We start from the raw sequence: 13,003 nt of genomic DNA, 5'->3' as shown, positions 1-13,003 counted from the left end.
GAGATTGGCTTATCGGTTATGCCGCCGGAAGGATGGGGTTGGTGGACCGTTTACCATCCCGGGCTCCCACCACGAGTTCGTGCCCTGCCAGGGGGCCACGCCGGACGAGAACTGGAAGAGCTCCCTGAAGATGCAGGAAACCGGCGTGCCGAGCCAGCAGAACCTGCAGGAACTGGTCAATCGCGGCGGTATCACTGCGCCCAAGGGCCCGGCCGGTTCGCTGTTGTTATTCGAATGCAATGTGCTGCATGCCTCGAACGCGAACATGTCGCCCTGGCCGCGTTCGAACCTGTTCTTCGTCTACAACAGCGTACACAACGTGCTGGAGGAACCGTTCGCGGCCAAACGGGCACGACCGTCGTTTCTGGCCAATCGGGAAACCCCGGAACCGCTGCATCTGTACGACCCGTATGCGCAACTGCGCTGAAGCCGGAGCGAACCCGAACACGTCCAGCAGTAACGCCGGTCCGAGCGCCGGCGTTTTTTTGACATCACCGGTGGCGGGCCCGGTGGGCGCTGTTGCCCGGCCCGCCGCCACGGCCGGCTCGTGTCCGACGGGGCCGGGGCCTTGGCGCCGGCCTGCCCGGCTACAGGCCTGACCGTGTCATGCCGTTGGCATGCGCCGTCGTCGGCGCATGCGATCCATGACCAGATAGATCGCAGGTGTCGTGTAAATCGTGAGCAGCTGCGAGACGATCAGGCCGCCGATGATGGTGATGCCCAGCGGGCGTCGCAGTTCCGAGCCGGGCCCAGAGGCAATCAGTAGTGGTACGGCGCCCAGCACGGCCGCCAGGGTGGTCATCGTGATCGGGCGGAAACGTTCGCGGGCCGCTTCGAAGATGGCTTTTTCCGGTGTCCAGCCGCGCTTGCGCTCGCCTTCGAGCGCGAAGTCGACCAGCATGATGCCGTTCTTCTTGACGATGCCGATCAGCAGCACGATGCCGATCACTGGCATGAGCGAGAGCTCGGTGCCGGTCAGGTACAGGGCAAGCATCGCGCCCAGGCCGGCCGATGGCAGGGTCGAGAGGATGGTCAGCGGATGAATCAGGCTCTCGTAGAGAATGCCCAGCACGAGATAGACCGAGATCAACGCGGCACCGATCAGCAGCAGTTCGTGGCCGGCGCTGGCCGGATTGCTGCTGCCGAGATCGACGTGGATGTCGGGCGGGGCGTGCAGTGCGCCCATCGCGGTCTGGATCGCGCTCCGGGCCACGCCCATGGTGGCCCCGGGCGCGAGGTTGTAGCTGAAAGTTACCGACGGGTACTGGCCATCGTGGTGTACCGACAACGGGGCCGTGCCGATACGCATTGTCGTGACCGCCGACAGCGGCACCTGGCTGCCGTCTTCGGCGGTCACGTCGATGCGATGAACATCGGCCACTTCACGCTGCAGATCGGGCGTGATGCCGAGGACCACCTTGTATTGATTGCTCTCGGTATAGATGGTCGAGATCTGGCGCTGCGAAAAGGCGTCGTTGAGGGCGGAATCGATGGCCGTGGCACTGACATGCAGGCGCGCGGCGGCCGTGCGATCGATCTGTAGATTGACCTGCGGGCCGCCCTCATCCCGATCGGTGGAGACATCGGCCAGCTGCGGTATCCCGCGCAGCCGTGCCAGCACCCGGGGCGTCCATGTCGATAACAGGTTGAGGTCCGGGCTCCAGAGGGTGAACTGATAATTGCCCTTGTCACTGTGATGCACGCCCGTGGGCAGCGCCTGGATCGCGCTCAGGAACGTGCGGGCGTCCTTGACCTGGGCCAGCTTTGGCCGCAGGCGGGCAATGATCTGTTGCGCCGTGGCCGTGCGTTCATCCGTAGGCTTCAACGCCACGAACAGGCGTGCCTGGTTGGCGCCGCCGCGGCTCGATGAGCCGACACTATCGCCGACATGCGCCACCGCCGGGTCCGAAAGCACGATATTGCGCACGCGTTTTTCGATCGCCACCATGCGATCGAAGGAGGCATCCGGCGCGCCCTGGGTGATGCCGATCAGGAGGTCCGCATCGCCGGCCGGAATGAAGCTCTTGGGCAGATGCATGAACAATGCCCCCATCAGCACCAGGGCCAGCCCGGTGACGCCCATCATCAGCCAGCGCTGGTTGATGACATGCCGCAGGCTGGCGCTGTAGACGCCGTTGAGCCAGCCCAGAGCGGGTTCCAGCAGGCGATCGAGCCGGGTTTCGCCGAGCCTCGGCGCACGCCGGATGAAACGGCTGCAGATCATCGGCGTGACGGTCAGCGAAACCAGCGCCGAAACGGCAATCGCGAATACCAGGGTCAGCGAGAATTCGCGCAGCAGCCGCCCGGCGATGCCGCTCATCAGCACCAGCGGGCTGAAGGCCGCGATCAGGGAGAGGCTGATCGAGACCACGGTGAAGCCGATCTGCCTGGCGCCGGCGAACGCCGCACGCAGCGGGCGCATGCCGGCTTCGAGATTGCGGTAGACGTTCTCGATCATCACGATCGCATCGTCGACCACGAAGCCGACGGAAATGGTCAGCGCCATCAGCGACAGGTTGTCCAGCGAGAAGCCGCACAACCACATCAATACCGCGGTGCCGGCCAGTGACAGCGGCACGGTGATGCCGGCGGCGATCGTCGGCACGCCGCGGCGCAGGAACAGCAGCACCACCAGCATGACCAGCGCGATGCTGGCCATGAGCGTGAACTGCAGATCGTCGACGCTCGCGTGGATGGTGGTGGTGCGGTCGGAGAAGGTGGATATCTTCACCCCGCTCGGCACCCAGTGATCGAGCGTCGGCAGCATCGCCTTGATGCGATCGACCGTGGCGACCACATTGGCGCCGCTGGATTGATGGATGATCAACAGGACCGCGGGCTTGCCGTCGTAGGAGCCCGTCTGCAGGCGGTCGCGGGTGCCCGCCGATACGTGCGCCACATCGGATAATGGCACCAGCGTGCCATCGGCCTTCTTGATCGGTATCGCGCGATAGTCGTCCACCGAGCGCAGGGCGCCGTTGGTGGCGATGCTCAGACGACGTCGGGGGCCGTCGAAACTGCCCAGCGGGGTGTCGACGTTGGCGTGGACGATCGCCTGGCGCACTACATCGAGGCCCACGCCCATAGCGGCGAGCTTGCCGGGCTGCATGGCCACGCGCACGGCCGGCTGCTCGGCGCCGGTTACCGAGACATCGGAGACGCCCTGTACCTGCGCGATGCGCTGGGCGATTACGGTGTCGGCGACGTCGTAGAGATCGCTCGGCGGCATCGTTTTCGAGGTGAGCGCGAGGATGAGGATGGGAAAGGCCGAGGGGTTGATCTTGCGCAGATGCGGCGTGCGCGACAGATTGCCCGGCAGATCGGCCTGGGCCGCGTTGATCGCCGACTGCACATCCTGGGCCGCGCCGTCCACGCTGCGGCTCAGCGCGAACTGGATCATGATGTTGGTGGAACCGAGCGTGCTCGTGGAGCTCAGCGCGGTGACGCCGGGTATGGCGCCCAGGCGGCGTTCCAGCGGGGCGGCAACCGTGGCCGCCACCGTCTCGGGACTCGCGCCCGGCAGGCTGGCGGATACCGTGATGATCGGCAGATCCACCGATGGCAGGCTTGCTACCGGCAGGTAGAGATAGCTCACCGTGCCGAGCAGCAACAGGCCGAAAGCCAGCAGACAGGTGCCGATCGGGTGCCGTATGGACGGAGCCGAAATATTCATCGCGTGGCCGGCTTCGGTCAGCGGATCGGCGGCGCCAGGCCGCGACCGCGTTGCTCATGGTTGCCCAGATAACGCCCGACGCGCGAGCGCGCGAGCCGGTCCTTGACGCCGTCCATGTACAGGTAGATGACCGGTGTCGTATAGAGCGTCATCACCTGCGACAACAGCAGCCCGCCGATGATGGTCACGCCCAGCGGCACCCGCAGTTCCGAGCCCACGTTGTGTGCCAGCGCCAGGGGCAGGGCGCCGAGCAGGGCGGCCAGCGTGGTCATCATGATCGGCCGGAAGCGGCGCAGGGCGGCCTCGAATATCGCCGCCTCCGGCGCCAGGCCGCGTTCGCGTTCGGCATCGAGCGCGAAGTCGATCATCATGATCGCGTTCTTCTTGACGATGCCCATCAACAGGATGATGCCGATCAGCGCGACCACCGACAGGTCGTAGCCGAGCAGGGACAGCGCCAGCAGGGCGCCGACGCCGGCCGAGGGCAGGGTGGTGAGGATCGTGAACGGATGGATGAAGCTCTCGTAGAGCACGCCGAGCAGGATGTAGATGACGATGATCGCCGCGAGTATCAGCCAGGGTTCGACCGCCAGTGACCTGGCGAACTCGGCGGCGCTGCCGACGAACGTACCCTGGATCGCGGCCGGCATGCCGATCGATTGCTCGGTATTCTGGATGGCGTTGATCGCTTCGCCGAGCGAGGTGCCCGGCGCCAGATCGAAGTTCAGCGTGGCCGCCGGAAACTGTTCCTCGTGCTGGATGGCCAGCGGCGCGGTCACCAGATGCGTGTTGGCCACCGCGCGCAGCGGGACCTGGGCCCCGTCGCTGGTGGGCACGTACAGATCCGACAGCACGGAGGGGTCGGATCGGTAGCGCGGCGCCGCCTCCAGAACCACGCGATACTGGTTGGCCTGGCCGAAGATGGTCGAGATCTGGCGCTGGCCGAAGGCGTCGTAGAGCGTGTCGTTGATCGACTGCATGGTTACGCCCAGCCGTCCGGCCGCATTGCGGTCCACATCGATCTGCACGCGCTCGCCGATGTTGTCGATGTCCGACGAGATATTGCGGACCCGCGCTACGTGCTGCAGCGCCGCGGTGAGACGGTGCGACCACTGGGTCAAGCGGCCGGCGTCGCTGTCGGTCAGCACATACTGGTATTGCGTCGGCCCGCTCGTGGTGGCGATCTGAATGCTCTGTACCGCCTTGAACACCACATTGACGCCCGGGATGTTCGCCACGCGCCGGTTGAGGTCGTCGATCGTGGTGTCGATAGCATCACCGCGATCCGCCTGCGGCTTGAGCACGATCGACATACTGCCGGTGTTGGGCGTGGCGTTGCTCGAACTCACGCCAACCGTCGAGGTCACCGCGGCGACATCGGGGTCGCGCCGCACCGCGGCATCGACCCGGGCCTGGATCTTTTGCATGGCATCGAACGACACCGACGGGTCGGCACGGGTCTGAGCGGTCAGCAGACCGGTGTCCTCCTGCGGCAGGAAGCCCTTCGGCACGAGAATGTAGAGCAGTATCGTGAGCGCCAGCGTGGCGATGGTCACCCATAGCGTCGCCGCCCGGTGCGCCAGCACCCAGCGCAGGCTGCGCTGGTAGCCATCGGTCAGGCGGGTCACGGCGCGGTCGGCCGCGCGCGCCAGGCGCCCGGGCTCGCGTGTTTTCGTCGACAGCAGCCGGGCGCACATCATCGGCGTCAGTGTCAGCGACACCACGGCCGAGACCAGGACCGACACCGACAACGTCAGTGCGAACTCGCGGAACAGGCGCCCGACGATCCCGGGCATCAGCAACAGCGGGATGAACACGGCGATCAGCGACAACGTCAGCGAGATCACGGTAAAGGCGATTTCGCCCGAGCCCTTGTAGGCGGCCCGCATCGGCGACTCGCCCGCCTCCAGATGACGCACGATGTTCTCGATCATCACGATGGCGTCATCGACCACGAAGCCGGTGGCGATGGTCAGTGCCATCAATGAGAGATTGTCGAGCGAAAAACCGGCGAACCACATCACCCCGAAGGTGGCGATCAGCGACAGGGGCAGCGCGACGCCGGCGATGAGCGTGGCGCTCACGCTGCGCAGAAACAGCAGCACCACCATCACCACGAGGGCCACGGATAGCAACAGGGTCAACTGGACGTCGCGCACCGATGCACGGATCGTGCCCGTGCGGTCGGATACGATCTGCATGTTCACGCCGCTGGGCACGGCTGAGCGCAGCGCCGGAAGCCGCGCCTTGAGCGCATCGACGGTCTGAACCACGTTGGCGCCCGGCTGACGCTGGACATCCAGCACCACCGCCGGCGTGCCGTTGAAGTTGGCCGCGACCCTGTTGTTCTCAACGCCCGAGACGACTTTCGCGACGTTGTCCAGACGCACCGGCGCACCGTTCTTGTAGGCGACGATGACGTTGCGATAAGCCGCGGCATCGGCGAGCTGATCGTTGGCGCCGATGGTGTACGCCTTGACCGCGCCCGAGAGCGAGCCCTTGGGCTGGTTGGTGTTGGCCGCGGAGATCGCGCTGCGCAGGGTCTCCAGCCCGAGCCCGTAGGAGGCCAGCTGCGGCAGATTGGCCTGGATGCGCACCGCCGGGCGAATGCCGCCCTCGACGGTGACGTGCCCGACCCCGCTGACCTCGCTCAGGCGCTGGGCGAGCAGTGTGTCGGCGACATCGCTGAGGCGTTCGATCGGCAGGTTCTTCGAGGTCAGTGCGATCGTCAGGATCGGGGTGTCGGCCGGATTGACCTTCGAGTAGCTCGGCGGATAGGGCAGGTTGTTCGGCAGATTGCCGTTGGCCTCGTTGATGGCATCCTGCACGTCCTGCGCGGCGGCATCGATGTCGCGCCCGAGCACGAATTGCAGCGTGATCTCGCTGCGGCCCATGGCGCTGGTCGACGTCATGTTGGCCAGGCCCTGAATCTGGCCGAGCTGGTGCTCCAGCGGCGCCGTGAGCAGACGCGAGACGGTATCGGCGCTGGCGCCGGGCAGGCGCGTGGTCACCTGAATGGTCGGAAAATCCACCTGCGGCAGCGACGAGATCGGCAGAAAACGATAGCCGAGAATGCCCGACAGCAGCACCGCCAGCGCCAGCAGCGACGTCGCAATCGGCCGGCTGATGAACGCGTCGGAGACGCGCATCAGGGCTTCGCCTTGCCTTTATGCCGGGTGGGCGCGGCATCGTCGCGTTCGCTATTGTCGTCAGCGCGACCGGAATCCGCTTTGTGGCCGATCTCCTGCGCGGCTTGGGCCGACGGCGAACGGGACTGTGCCTGGCCGGCGTCGACCTTGACCTTGGCCCCGTCGGAAAGCTGCCCGAAGCCGGCGGTGATCACGGCCTGGGCGGGTTGCACGCCCTGGGCGATCACGGCCCGGGTCTCGTCCTGCTGGGTGACGGTCACCGAATGCATCTCGGCCTTGCCGTTCTTGCCGACTTCATAAACGAAGGCGCCGTTCGGGCCTTGCTGGACGGCGGCGACCGGGACCACGGTCGCATTGTCCAGCGTGCCCACCTGCAGGCGGACATTGACGAACTGTCCGGGCCAGAGTTGCTGGTTCGCGTTGGGCAATATGGCCTTGAGCTTGATCGTGCCGGTGGTGGTGTCGACCTGGTTGTTGATCACTTCCAGGTGCCCGGTATCCAGCACCTTGTCGCCGTCGGCGCCGACTACCCGCACGGTCAGCCGCCCCTTGGCGGCGGCTGCCCGGACCTTGGCGACGTCGTCCGAGGGCAGGGTGAACACCGCAGCGATCGGCTGCAGCTGGGTGATGACGACGATATCGGTGCTGCTGGCCGACACGATATTGCCTTCATCCACCATGCGGATCCCCGTGCGCCCGGTGATCGGGGCCACCACCGAGGTATAGCCGAGCGTGGCCCGCGCGCTGTCGACCGCGGCCTGGTCCGATTGCACCTGGGCGATATCCTGGCGCACGGTGGCGCGCGCCTGGTCGGCCTGTTGTTTCGACACGTAATTGGTTTTCGCCAGCTTGGCGTAGCGCTTGAGGTCCAGCCGGGCGTTGGCCAGCCCGGCCCGATCCATGGCGAGCTTGGCCTTGGCCTGTTCGAGATCCGCCTTGTAGGTGGTCGGATCGATCTTGGCAATCACGTCGCCCTTGTCGACTTCCTGGCCTTCCTTGAAATTCAGGCTCAGGAGCTTGCCCCCGACCTGCGGTTGTACCGTAACCGTCTGATACGCCTGAACCGTGCCCACGCCGTTGAGGATCACCGGCACGTTTTGCGTGACAGCCTTGGCCGTCAGCACGGGCACGCCGCCCGCGCCACCGCCGAACCGGCCGTGCCCGCGCGCCGATTTGCCTTGATGCGCCGACAGGCCGAACCAGATCAGTCCGGCCAGCGCGGCCAGCATGAGCAGGCCGACGAACACACGTTTTCTAGTCATCGTCTTTCCTTGCAGGCGGCACGTCGCTCAGAACCGCGGCATTTCCGCATAGCTTTTCGATTGCTTGGCGGTTTTTTGATCCCAGCCGCCGCCGAGCGCCTGATACAGGCTGACGGTGGCGTTGAGCCGGGCCTGACGGGTCTGGGCCAGCGCGTCGCGCGCGTTGAACAGCGTCTTTTCGGTATTGAGCACCGTGGTGACGTCGGTGATGCCTTGCTTCAGCCGCGCGCGTGAAATATCCAGCGCGCGCTTGGCCAGCTTGACCGCCTGTTGCTGGCGTTTTTCCTGTTCGGTGGTCTGGCGAATGTCGGTCAAGGCGTTGTCCACATCCTCGAAGGCGCTGAGCACATCGCTTTGGTAATTGGCCAGCAGTTCGTCATAGCGCCCGCGGCTGACGGCGAGCTGTCCGCGCAGTTGACCGCCCTGGAAGATCGGCTGGGTGATGGTGCCGGCCAGCGAATAGAATTCGTTGAGCGGGTTGAACAGCCCGTTCAGGGTCGCGTTCTGCCAACCGCCCTGGGCGCTCAGATCGAATGTCGGGAACAGGGCGGCCTTGGACGACGACACATCCGAGCGCGCGGCGGCGAGCTGGGCGCGTGCGTGGGCGATATCTGGCCGGCGCGTCAGCAGGGTGGAGGGCAGCCCGGCGTCGATCGACGGCACGTTGATTTTCGACGGCGTCGTGATGGCCAGATCGAGCTGTGCCGGCGCTTCGCCGAGCAGAACCGCCAGCGCATTGATGTTCTGCTGCAGCTGCTGCCGGATCGGTGGAATCGCGGCGAACTGGTTCGCCACCTGCGTCTGTTGCTGCGCGACATCGAGCGCGGTGCCGATGCCGACCTGGAGCTGTGCCTGCAAAGCCTTGAGCAGATCGCGCGCAACGCCGAGGTTGTGCTGCGCGATGCGCAGCCGGTCCTTGAGCGTGACGATGGTGAAGTAAGTAGTGGCAACGCTCGATTCCACACTCAGCGCCACCGTCGCCTTGTCATAGCGGCTGGCCAGTGCGGACTGGCGCGCCGAGTTCAGCGCACTGCGGTTCTTGCCCCAGAAGTCGAGCTCGTAACTGGCACTCAGGGCGGCCTGGTAGTTGGTGCGTGTCGTCGAGCCGGACGACAACACGCTGGTCGTACCGCCGTTGCCGTTGGGTAACGCATACGAACTGCTTTGCGAACCCGCGCCCTGATAGCTGCGGGTGCCCGAGCCCTTCGCGCTCAGACTCGGGAACAGCGGCGCGCCGGATACACGGATCTGCGCGTCCGCCTGGGCGACTCGGGCAGCGGCCGCGGCGATGTTGTAATTGGCGGCGCGCGCCCGCGACATGAGCCGGTTCAGTTCCGGCGAGCCGAAATTCCGCCACCAGTTTGGCGACGGCCATACCGGGGCCTTGCCCGCGGCTCCGCCCTTGTTCGCGCCGCGATATTGTGCCGGGGCGATCGATTTCGGCGTCGGCACGTTCGGCGGCAGAACGCAGCCGGCCAGCGCCAGCAGTATCACCCCGGCAATGGGACGGCGCGTATGCCTGGGCCAGGCACGCAGGAGGGCAGCGACCGCCTCGCAATGACGCCGGTCTGATAAAGCGAAGGTCATGGTGAGGGATATTACAGCGCCCGATATGGCGCGCCGTTGTCAGGGGGGCGCAAGTTTGTCGCAGAGTATGTCGAATACGTCGGCTGACATAAAACGATACAAAGGTGGGGATGGAATAGCCGCGGCCGTTGAATAGGGGCGAAAGAGCGTTCGGTGTCCGCTGGGCGCGCGATCGTGCTCGCTGAACGGGGCTACCTGGTGTCTGGCCAAGGCCGCGCCCCGCGGGCCTGTTTGGTCTGGATACCGCGTTTGGCGTCCCGACGCCGGGGTGCGCGCTTTGAATGCGCGCGAGGGTTGACCGAGATCAAGCGGCCGGCGGGCTACCTGGCGCATGGTCGCGATTCAGGAGTGAGGTCGCTTGATCGAAGTTACAGGAGATGACCATGGACCTGATGACGTGGAACCCGTTGCGCGAAATTGACGACATGTTCAGGCGCGGCGATGCGCGAGCGCTTGACCGGAACGACTGGATGCCGGCCGTCGATATTCGCGAGAAGAAGAAGGAATATGTGATTCGCGCCGAACTGCCGGGGGTGAATCGAGATGATATTCACCTGACGGTGGACAAGGGCATTATGAAACTGTCCGGCGAAAGACGCTGGGAGCATGAGGAGAAGGACGAAAAGCAGCATCGACGAGAAAGCTTCTATGGACAGTTCGCTCGCAGTTTCAGTCTTCCCGGGAACGCGGATGCACAAAAGATCCATGCGAAGTACCGCGACGGCCTGGTTGAGATTCGGCTTCCGAAGACCGCTGAAAGCGCTGTCGAAAAAACAGAGGTCGTGATCGAGTAATCTTGCCCCCACACTGCGGCTTGGCGGCACGTTGTCGCGGTTCTGTTTTGGCTTGCTGCTATTTCAGGCGAGCTCGTGCCGCCGTCCTTTTCCCGCTGGACGAGGCGTCCATGAGCCTCCACGAACCAACGGCCGCGCCGGATTGCGGCGTGGCGGCGATTCCCGGGCCCGGGCAGGATGACTCGGCGCTAACGCGCCTCGCCCTTCGGGCCGGTGGCGCTGCGCGCCCCCGTTCGGCCTCGCGCTGCGAGGCCGTCGAACCTGGCTTGTTATTTGTCGCAGGTTCGAATGGTCTTCGTTTGAGCATAAAAAAAACCGCACATCTGGCGGGTTTTCTATGTCTGGTGCGCCCGGCAGGATTATTCGCGGCTGCGCCGCTCACCCTTCGGGCCCGTGTCGCTACGCGACCCGGTTCGACGAGCGCGCTGGCGCGCGCTCGTCGAACCTGACTTGTCACTTGCCGCAGGTTCGAATGGGCTTCGTTCTGGCCATGAAAAAACGCGCGCTTGCGGGTTCTTAATATTATTTGGTGCGCCCGGCAGGATTCGAACCTGCGACACCCGGCTTCGAAGGCCGGTGCTCTATCCAGCTGAGCTACGGGCGCGTGCTGGCTATTGTAAAAGACCCGGGCATGATCTTCATACTCGTGTGTCGTATCCCACCACGCGAAGGGCAGGCGATAAGGCGGCGGCTTATCCCGTCGCGGCCCGTGCGCGGCGCCTTATCCGGCTCCTCATGTGCTTTCATGGGACAATAGGCGCGCCAGCGTATCCGTTTGCCCATGCGACGAATGCCTTGGCGCCGGCGTGTTGGATCCAATCGGTCCCGTCGCGCGTACGGCCGGGTGCGCACCGCCGCATTTCGTCACGACGTTCGATCGGCATCGCCACACCGTTTTTTTTCGAGGAGTAGTCCATGAATCGTCGATATCTCGCGATCGTACTGGTTGCCGGCACGCTTGCTCTGCCGTCGCTGGCCTCCGCCAATGCATTCGATAATATCAAGCAGAGTGCATCGGGCATGATGAATTCCGCGAATGCCACGCAGAGCGGGAATATTGCCGGTTCGGCGACACTGTTGCACGAGCTTGGCACCGGCTCGTTCAATCTGGCCAGCATGCAGAATGTGGCCGGGGTGCTGGGTTATTGCCAGAAGCACGGCTATACGCAGAGCGCGACGGAGCAGATCAGGAATCGGTTGCTGAGCAAGCTGGGTGGCCAGAGCAAGGCCGCACAGAGCCCCGGGTATCAACAGGGTTTATCCGGCCTGCTTCAGGGCGGGCAGGGCAATCAGTTCAACCTGGCCAACCTGAAGGATCGGATCGGCACCCGCGTGTGCGGTGCGGTGGCCAAACAGGCCCTTTCATCGTTCCTGGGCAAGTAAGCACACGATCGCGCCTGGCACTCACCTGATACCCACCAGGTACTCGGTTCTGCCGGATAATCGTCGGGCCTGACGGGGCAGCCGGCCGGTGTGTACGCTCTCGGGTCGGCACAGCGCGCGGCCGAGACACCCTGACGACGAGCGTCGGCCAGGACAGTATTGAAAGCGGTCAGGCCGCCGATCTCCCCGGCCGCGATTGGCGTCGGGCCGCGGTCGGCGGTCGCCCGCGGGGCGCGATGCGGGGTCAGAAGGGCCAGTGAGGGGTCCAGGCCATGACCAACAGGGTTGCACCCGCCATCAAGGCCGTCGCATAGGGACGTCGATAGTCGAACAGCTTGAGCGCCGTGCCGAACGAGCGCTTGAGGCGCGCGCCTTCCAGGTCGATGCTGAAGCACTCATCCAGCAGTAGATGAATCAGCATGCCCGCCGCCATCGCCATGCCGTGGCTCCACGCCAATCGCGCCGGCTGCCCGAAGCAGCGATAACTCACGGTTGTCGTGGACAACAGGACGGCGGTGACTGCCAGCAGTGAATGCCAACTGGCTCGATGGCGTGTCAGTGCCCTGAACACGACCGCGACCACATCGCGAATTCCGACATACAGCCCGAGGGCGAGACAGGTCGCCCCCAGAATCGAAAGGGAAGGTCGCGCGAGTGCCAGCGCCGACAGGGCCGCGGTAATCGCCAGGACGGTGAAGATCAGCCGGGCCGACCGCGACTTGTCGGCATCGATATCCGGCATGATGCCGCCCAGGGCCACAAGGAGCACGATCGCGGGGGCCTGGGTCAACGGCCATAGTTGCGCTGACAAGCCAGAGGCCGCGATGGCTGCACCCGCTGACGCCGCGACACCGATATGGGTAGTGAAATTAGCCACGGGATGACGGTCATGTACAAACATCCAGTTTATGGCGATGAAAGTGCCGGCGCAATAAGTGCTTAGCGCGGGTTTGTACGCTCGGGGCGCCGTCTTTCCTGTGTCAGCCGCCTCGTCATCCCAGGGCGGCAACTGGGCGTGTCGGCGCGCGCTGGAACACGCGCCGATCGCTCGCCGGCGCCGTGCAGGCCCGCCACGGCGGCGTTTGTGACAGTGTCGTGAAAAAACTTGTTGACACGTATCGGCGAAGGTCTAGAATGCGCCCTCTCGCAACGCAG

General features: G+C 65.0%; 8 protein-coding genes and 1 tRNA gene. 3 read left to right on the top strand and 6 right to left on the bottom strand.

Going from position 1 to position 13,003, the window contains the following annotated elements; genetic code table 11:
- The coding region (locus tag ACS8Y6_RS18145; protein ID WP_440856217.1) for a phytanoyl-CoA dioxygenase family protein at positions 1-427 on the top strand (427 nt) is incomplete at its 5' end.
- A gap of 177 nt (positions 428-604) precedes the next feature.
- Here the strand turns inward: ACS8Y6_RS18145 and ACS8Y6_RS18140 are convergent.
- From ACS8Y6_RS18140 to ACS8Y6_RS18125, 4 genes are read right to left on the bottom strand one after another with little or no spacing between them, the layout of a single operon-like run.
- The gene (locus ACS8Y6_RS18140; protein ID WP_440850485.1) at positions 605-3,673 is read right to left on the bottom strand and encodes an efflux RND transporter permease subunit; all 3,069 of its coding nucleotides are present in this window, start codon (positions 3,671-3,673) and stop codon (positions 605-607) included.
- Positions 3,674-3,690: 17 nt separating this feature from the next.
- Positions 3,691-6,822, bottom strand: coding sequence for a multidrug efflux RND transporter permease subunit (locus tag ACS8Y6_RS18135; RefSeq protein ID WP_440856216.1), 3,132 nt, complete (start codon positions 6,820-6,822; stop codon positions 3,691-3,693).
- Complete coding sequence (locus ACS8Y6_RS18130; RefSeq protein ID WP_440856215.1) at positions 6,822-8,084, bottom strand: efflux RND transporter periplasmic adaptor subunit; 1,263 nt, start codon at positions 8,082-8,084, stop codon at positions 6,822-6,824. Before ACS8Y6_RS18130 ends, ACS8Y6_RS18135 begins: the two co-directional genes overlap by 1 nt.
- A gap of 27 nt (positions 8,085-8,111) precedes the next feature.
- Positions 8,112-9,671 (bottom strand): efflux transporter outer membrane subunit, encoded by a 1,560-nt coding sequence (locus ACS8Y6_RS18125; protein ID WP_440856214.1) that lies wholly within the window; start codon positions 9,669-9,671, stop codon positions 8,112-8,114.
- 383 nt (positions 9,672-10,054) lie between these two features.
- Between ACS8Y6_RS18125 and ACS8Y6_RS18120 the strand changes: the two genes are divergently transcribed.
- Positions 10,055-10,465, top strand: a complete 411-nt coding sequence (locus tag ACS8Y6_RS18120; protein WP_440850489.1) for an Hsp20/alpha crystallin family protein — start codon at positions 10,055-10,057, stop codon at positions 10,463-10,465.
- Positions 10,466-10,992: 527 nt separating this feature from the next.
- Here ACS8Y6_RS18120 and ACS8Y6_RS18115 read toward each other — a convergent pair.
- A tRNA-Arg gene (locus ACS8Y6_RS18115) sits at positions 10,993-11,069 on the bottom strand.
- Positions 11,070-11,380: 311 nt separating this feature from the next.
- Here ACS8Y6_RS18115 and ACS8Y6_RS18110 point away from each other — a divergent pair.
- Complete coding sequence (locus ACS8Y6_RS18110) at positions 11,381-11,848, top strand: DUF2501 domain-containing protein (RefSeq protein WP_440851746.1); 468 nt, start codon at positions 11,381-11,383, stop codon at positions 11,846-11,848.
- Between the two features lie 244 nt (positions 11,849-12,092).
- On the opposite strand, the gene ACS8Y6_RS18105 is transcribed toward ACS8Y6_RS18110, so the two are convergent.
- Positions 12,093-12,725, bottom strand: coding sequence for a metal-dependent hydrolase (locus ACS8Y6_RS18105; protein ID WP_440851747.1), 633 nt, complete (start codon positions 12,723-12,725; stop codon positions 12,093-12,095).
- Between the last annotated feature and the right edge of the window lie 278 nt (positions 12,726-13,003).

Origin of the sequence: Salinisphaera sp. RV14, assembly GCF_052044135.1 — a bacterium.
GTDB lineage: Bacteria > Pseudomonadota > Gammaproteobacteria > Nevskiales > Salinisphaeraceae > Salinisphaera.
This window is presented reverse-complemented; position numbering and strand designations above follow the sequence as displayed.